The sequence below is a fragment of the Pseudoalteromonas umbrosa genome (assembly GCF_030125375.1).
GTDB classification, from domain to species: domain Bacteria; phylum Pseudomonadota; class Gammaproteobacteria; order Enterobacterales; family Alteromonadaceae; genus Pseudoalteromonas; species Pseudoalteromonas umbrosa.
The window spans coordinates 1,147,964-1,170,840 of sequence record NZ_JASJUU010000001.1 but is presented as its reverse complement, the minus strand read 5'-3'; the positions used below and the strand labels follow the sequence as shown (position 1 = coordinate 1,170,840).

At 40.5% G+C, this 22,877-nt stretch carries 20 protein-coding genes; 13 read left to right on the top strand and 7 right to left on the bottom strand.

Annotation, left to right across the window (positions count from 1 at the left end; all coding sequences use genetic code 11):
* Positions 1-53: 53 nt before the first annotated feature.
* From pyrD to QNM16_RS05030, 6 genes are all read left to right on the top strand, one after another.
* A complete protein-coding gene (gene pyrD / locus QNM16_RS05055) occupies positions 54-1,064 on the top strand; it encodes a quinone-dependent dihydroorotate dehydrogenase (RefSeq protein WP_284019482.1) in 1,011 nt (336 codons plus the stop codon).
* A gap of 122 nt (positions 1,065-1,186) precedes the next feature.
* Positions 1,187-1,717, top strand: coding sequence for a cell division protein ZapC domain-containing protein (locus QNM16_RS05050; RefSeq protein WP_284019891.1), 531 nt, complete (start codon positions 1,187-1,189; stop codon positions 1,715-1,717).
* A gap of 64 nt (positions 1,718-1,781) precedes the next feature.
* Entirely contained in the window at positions 1,782-3,893 is a 2,112-nt protein-coding gene (rlmKL, locus tag QNM16_RS05045) for a bifunctional 23S rRNA (guanine(2069)-N(7))-methyltransferase RlmK/23S rRNA (guanine(2445)-N(2))-methyltransferase RlmL (protein WP_284019481.1), read from the top strand.
* Entirely contained in the window at positions 3,886-4,131 is a 246-nt protein-coding gene (locus QNM16_RS05040) for a glutaredoxin family protein (protein ID WP_284019480.1), read from the top strand. Before rlmKL ends, QNM16_RS05040 begins: the two co-directional genes overlap by 8 nt.
* Positions 4,118-6,034: an ATP-binding cassette ATPase Uup gene (gene uup / locus QNM16_RS05035; RefSeq protein WP_284019479.1), complete on the top strand. Its 1,917-nt coding sequence runs from the start codon at positions 4,118-4,120 to the stop codon at positions 6,032-6,034. The genes QNM16_RS05040 and uup overlap by 14 nt, the downstream gene beginning before the upstream one ends.
* Positions 6,035-6,042: 8 nt before the next feature.
* A complete protein-coding gene (locus QNM16_RS05030) occupies positions 6,043-7,770 on the top strand; it encodes a DUF3466 family protein (protein WP_284019478.1) in 1,728 nt (575 codons plus the stop codon).
* A 52-nt stretch (positions 7,771-7,822) separates the two neighbouring features.
* Here QNM16_RS05030 and QNM16_RS05025 read toward each other — a convergent pair whose 3' ends face one another.
* Positions 7,823-8,329 carry a DUF2062 domain-containing protein gene (locus QNM16_RS05025; protein ID WP_063360843.1) on the bottom strand — a complete coding sequence of 169 codons (507 nt, stop codon included), beginning with the start codon at positions 8,327-8,329 and terminating at the stop codon, positions 7,823-7,825.
* A 72-nt stretch (positions 8,330-8,401) separates the two neighbouring features.
* Here QNM16_RS05025 and QNM16_RS05020 point away from each other — a divergent pair, with 72 nt between their 5' ends.
* The 7 genes from QNM16_RS05020 to tcdA all read left to right on the top strand — a co-directional run bounded on the left by QNM16_RS05020 (position 8,402) and on the right by tcdA (position 15,746).
* Complete coding sequence (locus QNM16_RS05020) at positions 8,402-10,573, top strand: DNA internalization-related competence protein ComEC/Rec2 (protein ID WP_284019477.1); 2,172 nt, start codon at positions 8,402-8,404, stop codon at positions 10,571-10,573.
* Positions 10,574-10,636: 63 nt separating this feature from the next.
* The gene (gene msbA / locus QNM16_RS05015) at positions 10,637-12,373 is read left to right on the top strand and encodes a lipid A export permease/ATP-binding protein MsbA (protein ID WP_284019476.1); all 1,737 of its coding nucleotides are present in this window, start codon (positions 10,637-10,639) and stop codon (positions 12,371-12,373) included.
* 2 nt (positions 12,374-12,375) lie between these two features.
* Positions 12,376-13,359 carry a tetraacyldisaccharide 4'-kinase gene (lpxK, locus tag QNM16_RS05010; protein ID WP_284019475.1) on the top strand — a complete coding sequence of 328 codons (984 nt, stop codon included), beginning with the start codon at positions 12,376-12,378 and terminating at the stop codon, positions 13,357-13,359.
* The gene (locus QNM16_RS05005) at positions 13,349-13,546 is read left to right on the top strand and encodes a Trm112 family protein (RefSeq protein WP_046355029.1); all 198 of its coding nucleotides are present in this window, start codon (positions 13,349-13,351) and stop codon (positions 13,544-13,546) included. The genes lpxK and QNM16_RS05005 overlap by 11 nt, the downstream gene beginning before the upstream one ends.
* The gene (kdsB, locus tag QNM16_RS05000) at positions 13,534-14,289 is read left to right on the top strand and encodes a 3-deoxy-manno-octulosonate cytidylyltransferase (RefSeq protein ID WP_284019474.1); all 756 of its coding nucleotides are present in this window, start codon (positions 13,534-13,536) and stop codon (positions 14,287-14,289) included. Before QNM16_RS05005 ends, kdsB begins: the two co-directional genes overlap by 13 nt.
* Positions 14,282-14,947 carry a TIGR01621 family pseudouridine synthase gene (locus QNM16_RS04995; RefSeq protein WP_284019473.1) on the top strand — a complete coding sequence of 222 codons (666 nt, stop codon included), beginning with the start codon at positions 14,282-14,284 and terminating at the stop codon, positions 14,945-14,947. Before kdsB ends, QNM16_RS04995 begins: the two co-directional genes overlap by 8 nt.
* Position 14,948: 1 nt before the next feature.
* Entirely contained in the window at positions 14,949-15,746 is a 798-nt protein-coding gene (gene tcdA, locus QNM16_RS04990; RefSeq protein WP_284019472.1) for a tRNA cyclic N6-threonylcarbamoyladenosine(37) synthase TcdA, read from the top strand.
* Between the two features lie 6 nt (positions 15,747-15,752).
* Here tcdA and QNM16_RS04985 read toward each other — a convergent pair whose 3' ends face one another.
* The 6 genes from QNM16_RS04985 to QNM16_RS04960 all read right to left on the bottom strand — a co-directional run bounded on the left by QNM16_RS04985 (position 15,753) and on the right by QNM16_RS04960 (position 22,757).
* A complete protein-coding gene (locus QNM16_RS04985) occupies positions 15,753-16,160 on the bottom strand; it encodes a SufE family protein (protein WP_284019471.1) in 408 nt (135 codons plus the stop codon).
* On the bottom strand, positions 16,160-17,371 hold the full coding sequence (locus tag QNM16_RS04980; RefSeq protein ID WP_284019470.1) for an aminotransferase class V-fold PLP-dependent enzyme: 1,212 nt from the start codon (positions 17,369-17,371) through the stop codon (positions 16,160-16,162). Before QNM16_RS04980 ends, QNM16_RS04985 begins: the two co-directional genes overlap by 1 nt.
* A 126-nt stretch (positions 17,372-17,497) precedes the next feature.
* Positions 17,498-18,052, bottom strand: a complete 555-nt coding sequence (locus QNM16_RS04975; RefSeq protein WP_284019469.1) for a DUF4136 domain-containing protein — start codon at positions 18,050-18,052, stop codon at positions 17,498-17,500.
* 100 nt (positions 18,053-18,152) lie between these two features.
* Positions 18,153-20,930, bottom strand: a complete 2,778-nt coding sequence (locus QNM16_RS04970) for an ATPase (RefSeq protein ID WP_284019468.1) — start codon at positions 20,928-20,930, stop codon at positions 18,153-18,155.
* Positions 20,927-21,478: a condensin complex protein MksE gene (locus QNM16_RS04965; RefSeq protein ID WP_284019467.1), complete on the bottom strand. Its 552-nt coding sequence runs from the start codon at positions 21,476-21,478 to the stop codon at positions 20,927-20,929. Before QNM16_RS04965 ends, QNM16_RS04970 begins: the two co-directional genes overlap by 4 nt.
* 10 nt (positions 21,479-21,488) lie before the next feature.
* Positions 21,489-22,757, bottom strand: a complete 1,269-nt coding sequence (locus QNM16_RS04960; protein ID WP_284019466.1) for a hypothetical protein — start codon at positions 22,755-22,757, stop codon at positions 21,489-21,491.
* Positions 22,758-22,877 lie beyond the last annotated feature (120 nt).

Genomic DNA, 22,877 nt, shown 5'->3' with positions numbered 1-22,877 from the left:
TTGCTGGGGTATTTTTTTGCCTCAAACTGTTACCAGGAACTTAAGGAGTCTCGATGTTTTACGATTTAGCACGTCGTTATATGTTTAATAAAGATGCGGAATGGGCCCACGATTTTGCTTTAGGCAACTTGCGCCGTTTCAAAAATACCCCATTAAGTCTTGCTTGGTCACAGTCTCTTCCTAAAAAGCCAGTTAACTTTTTAGGCTTAGAATTTGATAACCCAGTGGGATTAGCTGCTGGTTTAGACAAAAATGCTGAATGTATTGATGCGTTTGGCCAAATGGGCTTTGGGTTTATTGAAGTAGGTACTGTTACGCCTAGGCCTCAAGCCGGTAATGATAAGCCACGTATATTCCGTCTTCCAGAAGCACATGCAGTGATCAACAGAATGGGCTTTAACAATAAAGGTGTAGATAATTTAGTTGCTAACGTAAAAGCCTCAAATTATACCGGGATCCTTGGGATCAACATTGGTAAAAACAAAGATACACCAAACGAGCAGGGTAAAGATGATTACATCCATTGTATGCGCAAAGTTTTTGAACATGCATCGTATATCACAGTAAACATCTCCTCACCAAATACGCCTGGTCTTCGTGATCTGCAGTATGGTGAAGCGCTAGATGACTTATTACAAAGCCTTAAAAATGAGCAGGTAGACTTAATTGAAAAGCACAAAAAGTCAGTGCCAATGCTTGTTAAAATTGCACCAGATGTTGATGCTGTACAATTAACGCAAATTGCTGAATCGCTTGTAAATAATCGTATTGACGGCGTCATTGCGACGAATACAACGTTAGCAAGAGACGCAGTACAAGGATTAGAATTTGCAAATGAAGCTGGCGGTTTATCAGGACGTCCTGTGCGTGAAAAGTCAACGCATGTTGTTCAAGAACTAAAACGCCTTACAGAAGGCAAGCTGCCTATTATTGGTGTGGGTGGGATTGATAGCGCTGAAGCTGCGCAAGAAAAGCTCAACGCAGGCGCGGATCTTGTTCAATTGTATACCGGTTTTATTTATGAAGGACCACAATTGATCAAAAGGATCGTAAATTCTTTATAAGGATCAGTCATATTACGAAATGATCCTAAACAAATTGTTATTATAAATATTTTTACACTTGCAAAAATCGCGATATACTTCGCGTTACTGGTTGAATTAATTTAATAGTAACGCGGAGGGCGATTTTGCAAGCATCAAAAGAGTGGCGTTGGCTTCAATGTCGCGCACAAAACCGTTTGCTTGTTGATTTGGGCGATGAGCTTCAACTCTGCACCCCGTATCGTCTACGTCAGCTTACCGCCGATTCTGATTCCAGTCCTACATTCAGCGTAGAAGAAGCTGCATTTTATCAAAATGTATTTGACTACTTGTGCACTTATTCTGTTTGGTCAGAAGCGCAATGTTGCCAGATAGCACTCAATGCCACTGCTGCTAAATTTCATTTGTTACCAGTACAAGCCAAGAGTTGGTTTTTCCAAGCGTATGTCGGCAACGAAGTTTTGTGTAATGCAGTTATTAGCCTTAAATCCAAAGTCATGACAGGCGAGTGTTTAATAGTTGACCATGAACGCGATGCAAGTCTGTGTATCAATCTAACCGCGAACTTCCAGCTAGATGAAAATATAAGTTTAGAGCAGTTTCAGGCCATCAAGGTTTTAAACGATCGCATTCACCCTGTATTGTCGAGTAATAAAGTCAGTAGAAGGGCTTAATCCAATCCCAGTCTGTACATAGCTGTGTTATAATCGCGTCAATTGAAATTACAGGGTTATCACATTGCAGTTTATTGCGCTTACATCGATTGGCATCGAAAATCTACTAGTCGAAGAACTTCAATCTTTTGAAATTAAAGTTACTAAGCAAAGCATTGGTTCGGTTCGCTTTGAAGCCGACAATCTTACCGCTCAGAAATTTTGTATGATGACGCGATACTCAACACGCGTTATGTTATTAATTGATGAGCATGAAGATATTAAGAATAAAGATGACCTGTATAAGTTTGCTCGTTTTCAAGGCTGGCAAGAGTGGTTTGGCCCTTCACAGACCTTTGCTGTTGAGTTTAATGGCACGAATAAAGAATTAAAAAACACGCAGTTCTCAGGTTTGGTCATTAAAGATGCAGTTGTTGATTATTTCCAAGATCTTTATGAGCAACGTCCATCTGTAGATAAACAAGACGCTAACGTTCGAATTATTGCTAAGCTTAATAAGCAAAAAATTGCACTATATCTTGATTATTCAGGTCCAAGATTGTCTGACCGTGGTTATAGAACTAAGCAGGGTAAAGCCCCAATTCGTGAACACCTAGCTGCAGCGCTTGTAACTCGAAGTGGTTGGCTGAATGACACATCAAAGCCTTTGTTTGATCCGTGTTGTGGTTCTGGTACATTGTTAATTGAAGCCGCAAGCATGGCTTTGAACCTGCCGACAAACCTGCATAAGGCATTTGCTTTTAAGCGTCTTCCTAGCTTTAGAGAAGCGAAGTTCAAAGAAATACAAAAAGAACTTAAAGCGGAAAAAATCGATTCTAAGCTGTGGTTAATTGGCCATGACATTGATGGAAGAGTGTTAGACACAGCTAAGTCTAATGCAAACCGTGCAGGTGTTGGCGAACTAATCCAATTTAAAGAAGCGGATGCGGGCAAGTTGCAGTCTGTCGCAAAACGTCCAGGTACAATTCTAAGTAACTTACCGTATGGTGAGCGCTTGGGTTCAATGGCTGAATTGATTAACCTATATCGTAATATGGGTGTGAGCTTCAAAAAGCATTATCGCGATTGGAACGCTGCACTGCTTGGTACTGACGATGAGCTATTTAGATTACTTAAGCTTGCGTCTAAAAAGCGTTATAAGTTTAAAAATGGCCCGATTGATGTCACCTTGTACATGTATGAGCTGAATGAAAAGCAAGTTGCGCAAAATGAACAAGCTTCAGAACTGCATTTTGAGCAGTCTCGTGCATTTGCTAACAGGCTTAAAAAGAATAAGCAGGGCCTAAAAAGTTGGTTGAAAAAAGAGTCTGTTGAAGCTTTCCGATTGTATGATGCTGATATACCAGAATATAACGTTGCCGTAGATGTATATGGCGACAACGCAGTTATCTTTGAGTATGCAGCACCAAAAGAAATCAACGCCGATGTTGCGGATAAACGATTACAAGATGTGATTTCTTTAACTGCCGAAACTCTAGATATATCGCCAAGCAATTTAGCAGTCAAAGTACGTAAAAAGCAGCGTGGAGATGAGCAATATACTTCGTATGAGAAGCAAAACCGTTATCAAGTCATTGAAGAGTTTGGCGCAAAATTTAAAGTTAATCTATATGACTATTTAGATACCGGCCTGTTTCTAGATCACCGTCTTGCACGTCGATTTATTCAACAAAATTCAAAAGACAAACGCGTTTTAAACCTGTTTGCTTATACGGGCTCTGCCTCGGTTCACGCAGCACTTGGCGGTGCTAAGTCGGTTACAACTGTTGATATGTCTAAGACTTACCTTAAATGGGCCGAAGAAAACTTTGCACTTAATAACCTTAAAAATCCACGTTTTAGATTCGAGCAAGCGGATTGTTTGAAATGGTTAGAACATGCTAAGGGTCAATACGATTTAATTTTCTTAGATCCGCCTACCTTTTCAAACTCCAAGAGAATGAAAAACGTGTTTGATGTTCAACGTGACCATATCCAATTATTAACTTGGGTGAAGAACATTCTAAGTCCAGATGGCGTACTACTGTTCTCTAACAACAAACGCGGTTTTAAAATGGATGAAGTTGCACTGATGGGATTGGGCTTGAAAGCTGAAAATATCTCAACGGAAACATTATCTCCAGACTTTAAACGCAATAAACAGATCCACAATAGCTGGCTTATTACACATGGCTAAAGTGGTTTTATATCACACTGATGGATGTCATTTATGTGAACAGGCACACGATTATGCTGTGTCTGTGCTTTCAAGCGTTGACATTCACCTTCAAGATATCTTGGATGATGAAAGTTTGATGTCGCAATTTCAAACTTCTATTCCAGTAATTAAAAATATAAAAACAGGTAAATTGCTCTACTGGCCATTTACCCAACAACAAATTCAAGAGTTAATACAAGAAGATGGATTTAATTAGAATTGCTAAAGCGCAGCTGGCTTTTGGTTCTCATCCGCTACTAGACAATGCAGATGCCTTGATTGAAGCCGGTGAGCGGGTCTGTATTGTTGGTAGAAACGGTGCAGGTAAGTCAACCTTACTTAAAGTACTTGATGGGCAGGTGTTATTAGATGATGGTGAAATAAACCGTCTTACAGGTCTTAAAGTATCACGTCTTGAACAGGATCCACCAAAAGGAGCCCAGGGCAGTGTTTTTGATTATGTAGCTCAGGGCTTACCAGATGTCGCGAGTCTTTTAATTGAATATAACCATGTCAGCGAAGTGCTCCAAACAGACCAATCTAACAGTTTATTGAATAAGCTTGAGCGCTTATCAGCTGAAATTGAAGCAGCAGATGCGTGGCGCTTTGAAAGCCGAATTAATTTGGTCCTAAGCCAGCTTCAGTTGACCGCGCAAATGCGCCTTGAAAAGCTTTCCGGTGGTTGGCTAAGAAAGGTTGCACTAGCCAAAGCGCTTGTTAGCGATCCAGACTTATTGTTACTTGATGAACCGACTAACCACTTGGACATGGCAAGTGTGGAATGGTTAGAATCATTTTTGAAAGATTTCAAAGGTGGCATCGTGTTTATTTCTCACGACCGTGCGTTTATCAGAGCTGTAGCGACACGTATTTTAGATTTAGATAGAGGTAAGCTGGTTTCTTACCCTGGTAATTATGCTAAGTATCTCGAGCAAAAAGCCCATGATTTAAAAGTCGAAGAGGCACAAAATGCGTTGTTTGATAAAAAACTAGCTGAAGAAGAGACTTGGATAAGGCAAGGGATCAAAGCGCGTCGAACACGTAATGAAGGTCGTGTTCGTGCGTTAAAAGCGCTACGTGTTGAGCGAAAACAGCGTATTGAGCAAGTGGGCAAAGCGGACTTTAACATTGAATCTGCTGAGCGCTCTGGCAAGTTAGTATTTGAAGCAAACTTTGTAAATCATGCATTTAAAGATAAACCAATTGTGAAAGACTTTTCTACATTGGTGATGCGTGGCGATAGAGTGGGTTTAGTAGGCCCGAATGGTATCGGTAAAACGACGTTATTAAAGTTACTTTTTGGTAAATTATCAGCAGACAGTGGAAAAATTAAACAAGGAGTTAATTTAGAAGTTGCTTATTTTGATCAGTATCGAGAAAAACTTGATGAAGAAATGACTGTTCAAGATAACGTTGCTGAAGGTAAGCAAGAAGTATCTATTGGTGGTCGAAGTCGACACGTATTGGGCTATTTGCAAGATTTCTTATTTCCACCAGCACGTGCTCGTACACCTGTTAAGGCGTTATCAGGTGGTGAGAAAAACCGACTACTTTTAGCTAAGCTGTTTTTAAAGCCTTCTAATGTATTGGTACTAGATGAGCCAACCAATGATTTGGATATCGAAACGTTAGAACTTTTGGAGGAAATTATTACTCAATATCAAGGCACAATCTTAATTGTTAGCCATGATAGGGAGTTTATTGATAACACCTGTAATAGTGTTTGGGCTTTTGAAGGCGATGGTGTTGTGACTGAGATTGTTGGTGGGTACAGCGATTTCGAGGCGTATCGGGATAATAAACTTGCTCAACAAAAAGAACTTGAAAAGCTAGATAAAGAAAAGTCTGCAGCCACACCTGCTAAACGTGATACAAGCAAAAATAAATCTAGCAAGCTCAGTTACAAATTAAAACTTGAATTAGAGGCCTTGCCGGGTAAAGTAGAGGAACTTGAAACCGCGCTAGAAAATCAGCAAGAGTTAGTGAACTCGCCTGAATTTTTTAAACAAGAATCTGATGTAACACAACAAGCATTGAACCAACTGGCGGAACTGGAGTCCAAGCTCGAAGCCGCGTATGAACGTTGGGAAGAATTAGAAGCTTTACAGAATCAGCAGTAAGGATTGAAATGAAATATTCACTTTTAGCCGCCAGCATTGGTTTGTGCTTTTCAGGGCAGCTTTTTGCTGCGACATATCAATTAACTGAGTTACCATCACATAGCTCTTCGACGGATACTATCATTAATGATGCCAATGAGTCTGGAGAAGTTGTTGGCAGGGCTACGGGTCTATTTAATATAAAGATTGATACAAGTTATATTGACTTTGACGATGATAGTATCACAAGGGCCTATAACGATTTAAAAGATCTGCGAGAGAGAATTGAGGATCCAATTGAGTTTACATTGGACGACATCAAAAATAATAATGCTGCAGCGACAGACCCTGATGCACATGAGTTTATGCGCACATATTTAAATGCTCGTAATGGTAATGGTGAATTTCAGAAGATTAATTCTGGCATTGCAGTAACGTTTTCAACTACAACGTCTGATGAAAAGGTTATTTTTGATGAGCAACGCGACTATACAAATAATGATTTATCGCGCTCAGTTATTTCGTATATAAGCGGCATTGCCTCTGATGGTGCGATGGTAGGGTGGGGAACAGCCCCTTACTCTAAGAGAACTGATTTTGTAAAAGATGGTGAGTCAGACCCGACTGTATTCTTTGAGCGTACATTTTCTTCTCGTGCAGTCTTTATAACTCCAAGCGGCGAAGTCGTTCAGCTTCCTCCTGCTTTTGTTGGTGAGTATGGTGGTTTCAGTACAGCGAACCATGTAGAAAAATTGGATGATGGTACTTATTTAGTCGTTGGTCAGTCTTCTACAAGTGTTGCGATAGATGGTCAACAACGCTTTGATGATATTTGTAATGGTGAGAGTAAGCCGGTTAATGTGTGTGTATGGGAACTTCAAAATGGTTCAATATACTACAACCGCCACGCTTATCAGTGGAAGTTAGACGCAAACTTTAACCTGATTGAAGGTGAATCTAAGCTTTTGGGCTTAGGCATTATTCGCGAGGAAGATGAAGAGCGTGTGCACCTCGGCACGGCAATAGCTGCAAACCAAGCTGGTTATGCTGTTGGTCACTCTCAAACTCGTAAAGACGACAGATTCATAAGTCGACAAAGAGCTGGATATTATAAAGACGGTCAATTCACACAAATCATTGATCATGTAGAGGGCTATGAATCTAGCCGAGGCGTTGATATTAATAATAATAATATCGTGGTTGGTTATCGATTTGATGAGCTAAACTCGTTTGAGCAAGTAAAAGGTTATTACTACGACATTAATAATCAGTCTTTCACTGAAATGAAGTCGTTCTTCAATAGCTCTGACTTGTATCCGCGTGATATTAATGATGCGGGTATCATCGTTGGTCAGGCTGAAGTAACTAGTATTGGTGACGTCCCTAGACGAGAGGCATTTATCTATGATATTGCAACCTCGGAACTACAAAACTTAAATGATTTGTTACCATGTAAAAGTGAAGACTATAACTATCGTGTAGGTGATGCTGTTAAAGTAACAGAAGATAATCGTATTTTCGCAGTGGCAACCAAAACGGTTAAGCGCAGAGATAGCTTAGGCAATGTAACTAAAGATAGTTCTGGTAATGATGAATTTGAATCAGTAGCAGTACCTGTGTTACTTACTCCGATCAGTGGTGAGCCTGAACAGTGTCCAGCTGAAGAGGCTGAGACTTATGAACGAAGCTCGGCTTCTTTTGGCGTATTTGGTCTATTAGCTTTACCATTGCTAATGCTAAGAAGACGAAGAAAATAAGCAGAATAAAAAAGGGCCTGAAGGCCCTTTTTTATTATCGTTGAAGATGACGTTATTGATTTCTTGCTTCCCAAGCTTTATTAACTGAACGTCTCCAAAGATAATCAATACCAAAAAAACCGATAATTGCAGCAATACATGCGCATATTAATGAGCCAACGATAAATGCAGGCCCTATGGTTGAAATACTTTGAGTCAGCCATTCCCATGTAGGCTCGAAGTGAAAAGGTTGAAGCTCTTGACCAAGCGCAAAAACACCGACAAGATATGAACAATAAAATATAGGTGGCATTGTTAAAGGGTTAGTTATCCAAACCAATGCAATAGATAAGGGTAAGTTTACTCGAAAAGGAATTGCGAGTGCTGCCGCTAGGACCATTTGAAAAGGGACAGGGATGAACGCAAAAAAAAGTCCGACTGAAAATGCACCTCTGGCTGAACGTCGATTAAGATGCCATAGGTTTGCATCATGCAATAAACTTCCAAAAATTCTTAACGATTTTTGTTCTTTGATCTTATTGTGATCGGGTAAAAAGCGTTGGATCGTTTTTTTCGCCATATAGAGCAACCATCTACTTCAATTTTGATTTGCTGCGGCATCATTTTCGGGTGTGTTATATCCGTATTTTTCATGGATACTTGGCAATTACCCGTCAGTTTTGCCTTGCTCGTTTTTGTTAGTAGCTATTTTAAGCTTTTTTCGAACGTTTTGGCAGGTTTTATTTTAGGTATTTTTGTTACAAACTTGAATTACTACTTGTTCTACCAGGTTTCATGGCAGGATTTAGTTGTTGATAAACCAGTTAAAATTGTTGCAACTGTCTCTAAATCTATTAAATCTGGTGAACAGCCCTACATTCAAGTGAAGATTGAATCTATAGATGCATTTCAAGTAAATGCATGGAAAACGGTTAATGCAAATTTGTCTGTTAAAAAATATAGCATGCCATTACGTCAAGGTGACAAGATTGAAGGTGTTGCAAAGCTCAAAATTTTTCGCTCACGAAAAAATTTGCATGCCTTTGACAGTGAGTTGTTTGCTTTTCTAAATCACATTTACTTTAAAGGTAAGGTAGAGATTGAAGTACATAAGAGCAATGAAAGAGACTGGCAGAATGACTACAGACATTTTATGTCCGCAGTGTTTCAGCAATATAAATTAAGCTGGTTGTATTACACTTTAATGACTGGAGACAAATCTAAAATACCCAACATAGATAAAGATAATTTTCGTATGCTTGGACTAAGTCATTTACTCGCTATTTCTGGACTGCATATTGCGATTTTCTTCACTTTGAGTTTTGTTCTGTTAAAAATCCTTTTAATACCTGCACAAAGCTTCCTTAAGCAAGATTCAAACATATATACAGTTGGCATTTTATGCGCGCTATTTAGCTCTGGGGTATATGTAGTGATTAGCGGTATGCAAGTATCAGCACAACGTGCTTGGTTAATGGCACTGATAGGCATTATTTGTTATTTGCTAGGAACGCGTATTAGCTTCTTTAGGCTTATATTATATGCGTTGACAATTGTTATCCTGATATCACCATTTTCACTACTAAACATGGGGTTATATTTTTCATTTTTAGCTGTCAGCTGCATTCTTTGGTTTATTTCTAAGCATAGCAGAGGGCAAGAGAAATCTGTGAGATTGCGTGATAAGTTAGTCTGGCTCATGAAGATTCAAGCACTCATATTTGTGTTTTTATGCCCGATTACCATTTATGCATTTCAAGGAGTTAGCATTAGTGGTTTAGCATTAAACATTGTGATGATTCCATTACTTTCTTGTGTGCTTTTTCCGGCAATTTTAATACAGTCTACAATTTTTCACGTCTTTGATGTCAATGCTATTGTATTGTTGGATACTTGGCTCTTTGAGGCATATAGGTGGCTATTGATATTTAATTTCCACTGGATTGATATTGTGCCCATCTCAGTGAGCCAACTGTTAGCAGTTATGCTCATTGTTGCGTTGTTATGTACTCCGTTAACGCGTGTCTATTCATTAATTCCATTAATAGCCATTTCGCTTCATTGGTGGCTGAGTTCCAAACCTCTTTGGCAAATCAATATTTTTGATGTAGGACATGGCAGCGCCGTGTTGGTTGAGCACGATGATAAAGCTTTTTTGTATGATTTGGGAGCTAATTATTTTGGTACTTACTCTATGTTTAAACATGTTGTTATGCCTTATATTAAAGCGAATAATATTGAGCTTATGCATACCATAGTGAGCCATGATGATGGCGATCATGCTGGAGGGCTGAAGGATCTAAATTTGCTAGGGTATGGAAATACATTGCGTACTTTTCACCGAGAGGAGTATGCACAGCCATGTTTGCAAAAGACAGTTGAATTAGGTAGTTTGACGATTCAGACGATTTGGCCCCAGCAGATGCAGGACAATAATAACAATAGTTCATGTGTTGTAATTGTGAGCGATAGCCGATTTAAGCTTTTATTGCCAGGTGACATTGGAACGGAGATCGAATCGCATTTAGTTGACCAACACGAAGATTATTTAAATGCTTCATTTTTACTTGCTCCACATCATGGTAGCCGCACATCTTCCAGTGCCCAATTTATTGAGCAAGTAGGCGCTGAGTTAGCTGTATTTTCCCGCAGCTATAACACACCTTGGCAGCTGCCTCATTCAGATGTTGTTAGGCGGTATCATCATTTTGGATATAAAACATACGACACGGCATTAGATGGCCAAGTTCAGATCCGTGTTTTTAAACAGCACTTTGAAGTTTACACCGCCAGAAACGCGAAAAATCTATGGTTTTTAAGATAATGCATTCAGTTTTTGCTTGATGGCAGATACAATAAGGGGGTTTTGAAGTTTTAGAGTAACGCTATGCAACAGTCTGGAAAGCAAATATATAAAAGGCTTTTGACTTACACCTATGAATTTAAAGCAGCGTCTTTGTTTGCGATAATTGGTATGCTTGGATATGCCGCAATGGATGCGCTGTTTATTCAATTAATGAAACCATTTATGGATGATGGTCTGACGCAAGGTAATCAAGAAGTACTCGCCATGGCTCCGTTTGTGGTTATTTTATTGGTTTTAGGGCGTGGTATCTTTAATTATATGTCTTCATATTGCTTAAGCTATGTAGGTTCTCAAGTTGTAAGAAAATTAAGACAGCAGCTATATGAGCATATGTTGTTTATGCCGGTTTCTTTTCATGATAAGCACTCTAATGGGGAACTGGTTTCAAAAATCACATTCGATACAGAGCAGGTTCAGCAGGCGGTTACACGTGCACTTCAAGTTGCTATCCGCGAAGGGGCATTTGTTGTCTTTTTATTATGGGGTATGTTCGCAATTAGTTGGAAGTTATCACTTTTGTTTCTAATTATTGTGCCATTTGTTGCGATTGTGGTCAGTATAGTTTCTAAACGTTTCAGAAAGATTTCAAAAAACATACAAGATGCGATGGGCGCGGTGACAAGAGGTTCTGAGCAGATGTTGTCTGGCCACAAGGAGATCCATGGATTCGGCGGTCAGGAAAAAGAAATTACACATTTTGCAAAAGTGAATAATCATAACCGTCAGCAGCGGGTTAAAATGGATGCGACAAGGGCGCTCAGTGTTTCAGTCATTCAATTGATTGCGGCCAGTGCTATGGCTGTCGTTTTGGCGATTATTGCAATGCCAGATGTGCATAAGTCTTTAACACCGGGTGTTGTTGCCTCTTTGATCACGGCTATGGTTATGATGCTCCGTCCGTTGAAGCAGCTTGCAAACGTAAACAGTGATTTTCAAAGGGGTATTGCTGCTGCGAAAAGTATATTTGATGTACTTGATGAAGAAAAAGAAAAGGATACTGGCACGCACTCTGTTGATAGTGTGACAGGCGCAATTTCCGTAAAGGGCGTAACTTTCACTTATCCTACAAAAGATGAACCAGTTATCAAAGACCTTTCGATTGAGATCCCTGCGGGCAAGAGTATCGCGTTAGTGGGCCGTAGTGGCTCTGGCAAGTCGACATTGTCTAGTTTATTACCGAGATTTTATGAATTGGATAGCGGCGCTATTACACTAGACGGTGTAGATCTAAGCGAATACACCTTAGCTAGCCTCAGAAATCAATTTGCGCTTGTTTCTCAGCATGTCACTTTGTTCAATGATACGATTGCAAATAACATTATGTACGGTTTGGATGAAAAGCTCAGTGAAGCGGAATTAATTGAAGTTGCTAAAAAAGCGCACGTTTGGGAGTTTGTGAAAGATTTACCGCAAGGTCTAGACACTGAAGTTGGTGAGAACGGTGTAATGCTTTCTGGTGGTCAAAGGCAGCGTATAGCGATAGCGCGTGCCATTGTGAAAGATGCGCCTGTATTAATATTGGATGAGGCTACTTCGGCATTAGACACAGAGTCTGAGAGGTTGATCCAAGAGGAACTTGATAAACTGATGATTAATAAGACCTCTATAGTGATTGCACATCGCCTTTCAACCATAGAAAAGTCTGATCAAATTTATGTATTGGATAAGGGGCGTGTTCTTGAGCAAGGAAAACATGACGAGTTGCTTGCCAACGATGGAGCGTATTCTGCACTTTGCAAGATGCAATATGGTGAATAACAATGAACAAAGTGGAACAAAGCTGGTACAAACCAATTAGCCTTATCAATATCGTTTTATTACCATTAAGTGGACTTTTTTGGCTAGTAAGCTCTGTAAGAAGGTTGATGTTTCGTGCTGGTATAAAGTCATCGTACAAGGCGTCTGTACCAGTAATGATTGTTGGTAACATTGGTATTGGTGGGAACGGTAAAACACCATTTGTACTTTGGCTCGTGCCTTATTTGCAATCACTTGGTTTGAAAGTCGCTGTAATCAGTCGTGGATATGGCGCAAAGCCGCCACATACGCCATATAAAGTATGTGATGACAGCACCGCTGCTCAGGCAGGAGATGAGCCGCTATTAATTTACAAACGATTAGGTTGTGATGTCATTATCGGCGGTGATCGAAAAGCGAGTATCGAATACCTAATCGCACACAATGAGCCTGATATCATTGTAAGTGATGATGGGCTTCAACATTATCAGCTTGATAGAGATATTGAGATTTGCATCGTTGACAACGAGCGTCGTTTTGGCAATGGATTATTATTACCTGCTGGGCCACTGAGAGAAACGCCCAAGCGCTTAAAATCGGTTGACCTAACCGTGTTTAATGGTTCCATCAAAGAGGACGGTTACTCACTCAATACTACAGGTATTTACAGTGTGAAAACGGGGGCACGGGTTACGCAATTTGAGCCTAAAGGTATCGCCGTAAGTGCGATCGGTAATCCATCTCGCTTTGAGAAATCACTCAGTGCAAATGGGGTGACAATCACACAAAGTAAACACTTTGCAGATCATCATATGTTTACAAAACAAGATTTTGAGATCTACAACAAAAGCAACATATTTATGACAGAAAAAGACGCAGTAAAATGCCAGTCTTATGCGAAAGACAACTGGTATTTTTTACGCGTAGATGCTGTTCCGTCAGAAGGGCTTGTTAACAAGCTTCACAACTTATTAGATAGAAAGGGGATTATTACCCATGGCGTTTGATACTAAATTACTTGAAATTATTGCGTGTCCAGTATGCAAAGGCAAACTAGCATATGATAAAGATAACAAAGAACTTATCAGCACAGCAGCAAAGCTTGCCTATCCAGTAAGAGATGATATTCCTGTTTTGCTAGAAAATGAGGCAAGAGAATTATCTCTTGAAGAGGTAGAAAAGTGGAATTCATAGTTGTCATACCTGCCAGGTATGCATCAACACGCTTGCCAGGTAAGCCTCTGGTTGATATCTGTGGTAAATCAATGATCCAAAGAGTCTTTGAACAAGCGCAAAAATCAGGTGCAAAAGCAGCTTATATCGCGACTGATCATCAGCTGGTTTTTGATGAAGCAAAGCGTTTTACTGATAACGTATTGATGACCCGTGAAGATCACCAGTCTGGTACTGAACGCTTAGCTGAGGTTGTTGAGTTACTCAACTTGGATGACGATACATTAATAGTGAATGTGCAGGGTGATGAGCCTTTGCTCGAACCAGAAAATATCTCTCAAGTAGCGGAGTTACTGTTTAACTCTTCTGCACCTATGGCAACATTGAGCGTTGACATTGAGGATGTGGAAGAAGTGCTTAATCCGAATGCTGTGAAAGTAGTTAGCGATATTAAGAATAATGCACTGTATTTTTCTCGCTCACCTATCCCGTTTCAGCGTGACAGCATGATGCCGTTGGACAAAGATAGTATTCCACTTACACACTTTAAACGTCATGTGGGTATTTATGCTTATCGCGCTGGGTTTATAAAAACCTATCTTGAGTTGAGTGTCTCGCCACTGGAAGTGCAAGAATCTTTAGAGCAACTTCGAGTGCTCTATCACGGTCACTCAATAAAAGTGACCAAAGCGTGTAAACCTGTACATGCAGGTGTTGATACACCTGAAGATTTAGACCGAGTGATTGAGTTTCTTAATGGCTGATATCAAAGTCATTGCACAGCATGAAGATTTTGTTGTTGCTTGCAAGCCTTGTGGTGTCAGTTTTCATAGCGAAGAGCAAACTGGGTTTGTTGCTTTGCTTGAAGCGCAGTTGGAAATGAGTTTATTTCCTGTGCACAGATTAGATAAGGTCACATCAGGCTTATTGGTGTTGGCAAAATCTAGTCAGGCGGCTGCGAAACTGACAGAGCTGTTTACAAGTCGCGAAGTAGATAAATATTATCTCGCGCTGATTTCAGACAAGCCAAAGAAAAAACAGGGGTGGGTAAAAGGCGATATGGCCAAGTCTCGACGCGGCACATATAAACTTTTAAAAAGCCAAGAAAACCCAGCGATAACTCGGTTTTATTCTACTAGTATTGAGTCGGGTCTAAGAGCTTGTTTGCTAAAACCGTATAGTGGTAAGACTCATCAATTGCGTGTTGCCTTGAAAAGCTTGTCTGCACCCATATTAGGTGATGATAGCTATGGTGGTAAACAGTCCGATAGAGTGTATTTACACGCGTATTATCTGTCGTTTAATTGGAATAACGAGCGTGTGGCTTTTAGTATCGAGCCTGAAGAAGGTTCTAAATTTATGCAATTAATTGAGCATGAAGTATTTTTATCATGGCGTCAGCCTGAGCAGTTAGAGTGGTAATATGACAGATCAAGATACGTCACTTCGATTTGGTGGCATCGGCAGATTATATGGTGACCAACAATTAGCATGGTTGAGTGACGCGCATTTTTGCGTTATAGGCATCGGTGGTGTGGGCAGTTGGGCTGCAGAAGCATTAGCAAGAACTGGTATCGGACATATTACGCTGATCGATCTTGACGATATTTGTGTAACTAATATCAACCGTCAATTACACGCAGTGACGCAAACAGTCGGTGAAATTAAAGCAGAGGCAATGAAGGCCCGTCTTGAAAGCATCAATCCAAATTGTCAGGTCACGGTAATAGACGATTTTATCACGCAAGAGAATATCAAAGAGTACATTCAAGGCTTTGATTATGTGATTGATTGCATTGATGCTGTAAAAGAGAAAGCGGCACTGATAGCGCATTGTAAGCGTAACAAAATTCCTGTGATTACAACTGGCGGAGCAGGTGGTCAAACTGACCCAAGTCAGATTTGCTTTGGTGATGTTGCCAAAACAACCCATGACCCACTACTCGCAAAAGTGCGATATTTATTGCGAAAGCAATATAACTTTACCACTAATCCAAAGCGCAAATTTGCGGTAGATTGTGTGTACTCCACAGAGCAACTGGTTTACCCAACAGGGGATGGAGAAGTTTGTAAGGCGAAACAACAAGCTGATGGCAGTAAAAATATGGATTGCGCTACGGGTTTTGGCTCAGCAACCATGGTGACAGGTAGTTTTGGCTTTTTTGCCGCGGCAAAATCTATTCGAAAGTACTTAGATAAAAAAGCACGAGCGAGTAAATAGCTCCAATTACTGGAGCATATTTACTTGTTGTTGAATACGTTCAACAATCGCTTTGACACCATTACCTCTCGATGGGCTTAAATGTTTAATTAGGCCCATTTCTTCAAACAGCTGATACGCGTCTATGTCTTTCGCTTTATTTGGTAGTGTATGGTTGTAGCAAGCCAGAATAATCGCCAATAGCCCTTTTACGATACGCGTATCTGAGTCAGCAATAAGCACGAGGCGTTGCTGAGACTCGTCTAGGTCAATATGCAGCCATACGTTGCTTTCGCAGCCTTTTACAAGCGCCTCAGAGGTTTTTAGCGGCTCCGGCAGACTTGGCAGTTGTTTACCAAGTAACATGATCTCACGGTATTTTGCTTGCCAGCCAGATAAACTGTTTAGCTTTTCTTGGATTTGATTGATATCCATTATTCTTCCAACATCTCAATGGTTTCTATAAGTGCACTGATAAAAGTGTCTATGTCTTGTTGATTATTATAAAACGCAAGGCTTACGCGAATTGTGCCGGGAATATTTAAATGTGCCATTAAAGGCTGTGTGCAGTGATGGCCACTTCTTACTGCTACGCCGTAGGTGTTTAGTAGGGTAGCGATGTCAAAATGATGTTCGTTTTTATATGTAAAACTGACAACACCAATATTGTGTGCGGTGTCACCCCAAATTTTAACGCCTGCGATGTTTTTTAGATTTGATACCAGATATTGATACAAAGCATACTCATGCTCAATCAATGCATCTCGTTCAATATTATTGAGATAATCAAGTGCCGCTCCAAAGCCGAGGACACCGCTGATATTGGGTGTACCAGGTTCAAACTTTTCAGGTGCTTGTCTAAATGTAGTGCCTGAGAAGCTAACTGTGTCAATCATTTCACCGCCGGTCTGGTAGACAGGCAGGCTATTGAGCAGGTTAAAACGACCGAAGAGACCACCAAGGCCCGTAGGTCCAAGCGCTTTATGTGCTGAAAATACAAAAAAATCACAATCAAGTTGTGTTAAGTCTGGTTTTAAATGCATAAATGACTGGGCACCATCAACGACAGTTATTGTTGAATAGGCTTTTGAGGCATCAATAAGTGATTTTACGTCATGTATATTACCCAGCGCATTTGAGGCATGGCAAATACTTAATATAGCCGGTTTAAGCTTGTGTATGAGCTTAATAGACGCATTGTGGTCCAATACACCTTCTTTTGAAGCGGGTAAAACAACGATTTTAGCACCTGTTCTGGCAGCAGCTTGCTGCCAAGGCACAATATTGGCGTGATGCTCAAAAGGGGAAAGTACGATCACTGCATCTTGATTCAACATATCTGAAAGGCCATGGGCAATTAAATTCAGGGAGTCAGTTGCACCTTTAGTCCACACTATTTCACTTCTGTGAACATTTAAGTATTGAGCAAGTTTGTCGCGCACAGCTTCATATTTTGTTGTTGCATCAGCGCTAAGCGTATGTGCACCGCGGTGTACATTGGCATTCTCGAGCTGATAAAAATGGCTTACTGCATCGATTACACTCTGTGGCTTTTGTGTTGTGGCAGCAGAATCAAAATAACAAAGTGGCTGCTCATCCACTAATTTGTGTAATAAAGGAAAGTCTTTACGAAGTTGCTCAATCAAGATAGTTGCTCATTAAGAACCGGAAACCGCCGAATTTTACCTAATTGAAATTCCCTTGCAAGTATGAACAATTAAATCAGTAGGGTAAATTTAAAAAGGCAGCTTGTTGCTGCCTTAAATGTACTTTTAGTGCTCAACCCTTGGAGGGAAGTTGGCGAGAATATCTTTGACGGTATTATTAACAGACTCGGTGCGTTTTTCAGGCGACTGCTTTTTACGTAAGCGTCCTTCTTTTGCGCCACGCCAAACTAGTTGATTTGACGCACTGTCGATAATATCAATGACCAAAGTACCGACTTCATATTCGCGCGCTTGCGTTTGTGTATGCCAGCCTACACCCCAATAGTTCCAGCGTGCAGAATAGCTGGTATTGAAAGTGTCTACGTCAAGTTTTGTATCCACTGCCGCGTGGAAGTTTACCATTACATCCGCTTTAGTGCCTTCTACAAGGGTGATACCATGCTGTGCCATCTCAGTAATAATTGCGTTACGTACGCGCTTTTCCATTAGTTCACTGATTTGATAATTGTCTGCACCTTTATCAAAATTGGCTGTGTCAGGAGACCAGGAAAAGGTTTTGTAATTGGCAAACTCAACAGATTTATCGTAGTCCCAATCTGGTGTGTTAGAACAAGCACTTAATACAATTAAACTTAGCGCTACAAGCAGGTTACGAGTCATTTTTTACTCCTTAATTAAGGCTTTTGGCCTTGTAATACTAACTGGACCCTAGTGGATAAGCAAAAATGCCCTAAGATCCAGTTATTAAGACCATTTTAAACTACGAATGTTCCACTTCAATCCAGTCTTTTTCGTCTACCCAGTTTTGGCTGCCTTTATTCACACTGCGAATTGGCACTAGGTAATCACAACTTATCTGTGGCTTCACCGACGCAAAGATAGGCACAAATCCAAAGCTTAAGGCGGTCTCTATAATTGCTTTTTGGTTCTGCGGGTCTATATCAGCCGCTTCATCAATATAAATAGGTATACGGTACAACGCTTGCTCTTGATCAGAAAGCAGGTAGCGGATAAACAACATGCCACACAGTAGCTTAATGGTGATACGCGTACCGTTTGAACCTGCTGAGTCAATTTTATCAAAGTGCTCAGTTTCACCAGCACGATTGATGACTTCAAAGCGGATGTCGAATAAATCGGTTAGCGTCAGGCCTGCTTTTTCACTTGCCAGCTTGATAATGTGATCTTTTGCTTCATTTACCGCGTTTTCGTCCGCTTTGGCTTCACTGAGCAAATCAAAACTTTCACCTTGCTCGTAGACTTCTGAGGTACTGATAATGGTATCAATACTGTCAACCAGCATCTTGCGAGGAATAACATTTATCTTAAATGCTTTTAAGTTCGAAATACGATGTTGACTGATCCCACGGTTGAAACTGTTCATTTCACGGCGTAGGCGGTCTAAGTCTTCTCGTAAGCCTTTAATTGTTGCCGCAACCTCTGTAAGTGCAACACGCGCTTGACGCTCTACCGCATCACGTTCGTTATCAATATTATGATAGGCGCTGATCAATTTAGCATATTTTGTCGACTCATCGGTTTCGTTATCAAACTTTGTGATGCCCGCATTGTAAATGTGCAAATAGGTATTGCGGACATTCACATCAAGGTTTCTCAGTTCTTGGCAGTCTTTATTAAACTGATGCACAATTTCTGAGAGATTATCAAAGTCAATTTTAACATCGATAGGGAAAGGGGCTTGCTTACCTTCATAAATTGCCAATGTATGGTCTATACGTTCAGATTTAACTTGCTTTAAACGATCGCTTTGTCTGAGGATAAGATCTTGTTTGCTCTTGATGATCGAGCGTCGATCTGAAATAGAGCCAGCATTACGTTGCACATCCTGTAAATAGTCATCAACTTGCTCGCGCTCAGCCGTTAATTGATCTTTAAGCGCGAGTTGTGCCTCAGCTGATTGCTGCATAGTTTGGAATTGCTCGAAGCGTTTGAGTGCCTCTTCTGTTGCCATCAGCTCCTGATATAGCGCATCGCGCTCTTGCTGCTTGTCGGCGACGTTTGCAGAAACTTCTCTTTGTTGTTTAAGCTCTGTGAGCGAGCGCTGCAGGGCTTCAAGCTGGGCTTGTAGCTGTGCTTTATTCTCTCCACTTTGCATTTGCACAGGCGCTAGTTTTTTCAGCTTAATGCTGACACCTGGTAGTTTAAGTTCACCACCTTTTACAGCGTTTGATAGAAGCGCTAAGAAGTCTGCAAATGCATCTTCATCTTCAATTGTGACTTCACCCTGTGAAGTGGTTGCAAAAGACAGCAGATCAGGATTTAAAATTCGTGAGATCTCTTCAACTTCTTTTAATGAGAGGTCCTCACGCATACGGGTAAATAAGTTAAATTCTAAGTTTTTAAGCTGAAGCTTTAAGCTCTTGATTTGCTTTTGCGTTTCACCAATACGGTAGTCAAGAGTATGTAAACTTTGACCCTGTGCACTGTTAATTGAGAACGACAGTTGCTCATACTCTTTTTTCAACAGTGTAAGATTGGTTTTCAAAGTGGCGTGATTGGTAAGCTCAAACTCTGATTTAAGGGCTTGGTAGTCTGTAAACCACTGCTCAATTTGTGTTTGCTTACGCTCGATATCGCGAGATTGCTGAACATAAAGCTGCTGCTTTTGCTCAAAATCACGCTTTTCTTGCTCTATGCTTTCAAGCTGCTCGTTAAGCTCATCGATCTGTGTCGTTTGATATTCATCAAAAGCGATAATTGCTTGATCTATCTTAGGGGCATAAGCAGCTAACTTGCCTTTAATGGTCGCTTCACTTTCGATCATTTGCTCAAGGGCAGCAATGGGTTCTTGCATTGATTCTAGTGCATTAAGCTCTCGTTTAGAGCGATTAACCTTGTCAAACGCACGACGCCATACTTCATAAAAGTCCACTTTTGAATTTGACATATGACGTTCAAAAACACGTAACATAAAGCGCTTAACATCATGAGCACCAAGTTTGTGCAGGTTTAAGATACGTCTAAAGATTTCTTTGTAGATCGCGGCATCTTGCACATTGTTGAGCGGGATCATTTTAAGGTTAATGTCACCGTCGTAAGGCGTAGCGCCACCAGTTAATAATGCATTTAATTCGGCAGCTTTGAGTTCAATGGGTTTGAAACCTTTTTCACCAAGGTGGTTAAATAGCTTGGTGTATTTGATGATGCTCTTGCCTTCGGTAAAGTCATCGAGGTTTAATTTGCCGTTGTAGCAAAAAAACTGATGCGCATACCCTGCAATTTTACCGAGGCCAGCAACACCAATTACCACATCACCGTGAGGAAGGTTTGCTTCGAGTAAAATATAAGATTGGTCACTTGAGAAGTAGAATTTTCTGGTTTCCTCTAAGTCGTGACCATCCCATTCAGTCAAGCGTAAGTCATTGACTAATGGGAATTGTAGTGCGTTGATAACAGAGCTTTTCCCTGTGTTGTTTGGCGCACAAATGGAAGCACTTTTATTTAGTGGGATAACACATTTGGCGTAGCCTGCAGTGTTTAAAAGCGCCAGTTTGCTTAGTCCATATAATTCGCTCATATTTCTTCCTCTAGCGCTTCAAAATTATCTTCATTGACTTCCATTAAGGCGTCGATATACCTATAAACCGGTGCTAACAATACAAAACCTCGTTCGGTTTCTTTACAAAGCCCTAATCTCAACATCCTTAAAAAGACATCTTTTCTTAAATCTGATCCTGAGAAGATCTCTAATTGATCAAATAAGTGCTTGTTAAGTTGGATGAGGGTCTGCATTAGTTCTAAATCGATTTGCTCATCAAAAAGCGCACGCAAAGGATCTTTGCCTTGGTTTGCGTAATACTCGATGAGGATAAACACCGTTAGTGCAATGGCGCGGCTGATTTTGCCCATATTAGGTGTGCTTTCATCACTGGCAAGATAATAAAAGCCGCGAGCATCATGCTGAAGATCGTGACCAAGTGCTGCAAATAGCGCTTGGTAAGCTTCAATGTGCTGATCAAGTTCTTGCCAAAGCGTCGTGTCTTGTTCACTAATGTGGTAACCACCAGCAAGCTTTTTATTGATAGCTTGCAACTGGGATAAGTCGTTTAGATTAATTTGTGTCATGGTGTTGTACTTATTGCTTTACTTTTTCAGCGTCAGACTCAATGTGCTCTGAAGCGCTAAATGGATACAATTTAATTTTGGTATTTGCCAGCTGCATTGATTCTTGAGAATCAGACTGCGTGACCGAGAGATCAGGGTCACTGATAAGCTTTTGGTATAAAAACAGCATTTCATCAGCTTCAAGCTTCGGGTAGCTATCACTTAAGAAGCCAAGTAGGGCGGTGCGCGTTTTACCACTGCTGGCAAATGATTTTCTAACATCCTGATAGTCAGGGATATTAGGACTTTGATATGCAGGTACATCGTCGTGATCAGGCAGCTGATATTCTTCATGCTCAAATTCTGCGAGGCTAGCCATGTAAGCAACCATGTGGCGTTTTTGACCAAGGTTAAAGCGTTGTATATCTGATACAAAATCAGGTTGTACAGGACTTAGCATACGGTCAACGCCATTTTTACGAATAAGCCCCAGTACCTTGGCGGCCTGACGTGTAATTAAGGTATTACGCCTAAGCTCTTCACGCAGTGGCATGAGCATATCTGCACTTTTACCCAAGCTTTCGCGACCGATTAAGTGCATGTCTAAAATGCGCGTTCTTAACTGCTCTAACATACGTTTGTCGTGTGCACCGCGGCCAAGCTGTTCAATTTGACTTATCTGCTCACTTATCTGTAATTCAATTTGACTAAAACAGGCTTGGAACGGTCCGTGAATGTCGACCATCTCAAGCATCGGCTCAATGTATTCGTCAAAGGCTTCAATGACAGCCTGATAACGTCGTTTTAGTGATAAGTTACTGTGATCAGACTTTGCTTGCTCAACTAGGTTGAGGATCGCGCTTTCGTTGTGTTGATAAAGCTTTACAATTTTTCTGACACGTTCGTCCATTATGCGGCTGAATCGTCTCAACTCACTGTGGTCACCTTCATTGCCTGCTTGAGAAAGGCGCTCGCCTAGACGTTGCAAATCTTTCACTAGTACAGTGATTTCTTCAGCCAATCCCAAGTGTTCTTCTTGTAATAAAAAGCTTGCAAAATCAGCGACTGCACGATTGATCTCAAGTTGAGAAGACTTGGCTAATGGAATAATAATTTCTTGATTTAATAATCTATTTGTCTCTTTATAAACCCGTTCACTTGTCCAGTTTGGGTTTTTTAGTTTTATTAAGTTTTGTACATCTTTTATACTGAAATCGGACATTTTAAAGCGTTTAAATAGCAGCTCCAAAACACTCCAGTGTTCATTTAATGTATTAAGAACTTTTTTAGCTGGGATCATAACTTTCCAGTTTGTATCATTTTTGTGACATCACTAGTTCACTAATTTGTCATAAAGTGTAATTAGCGATAGCAGTCACTTGCCCATAGTGTTAGACTCCGCGCCGATTTACATCGCCCT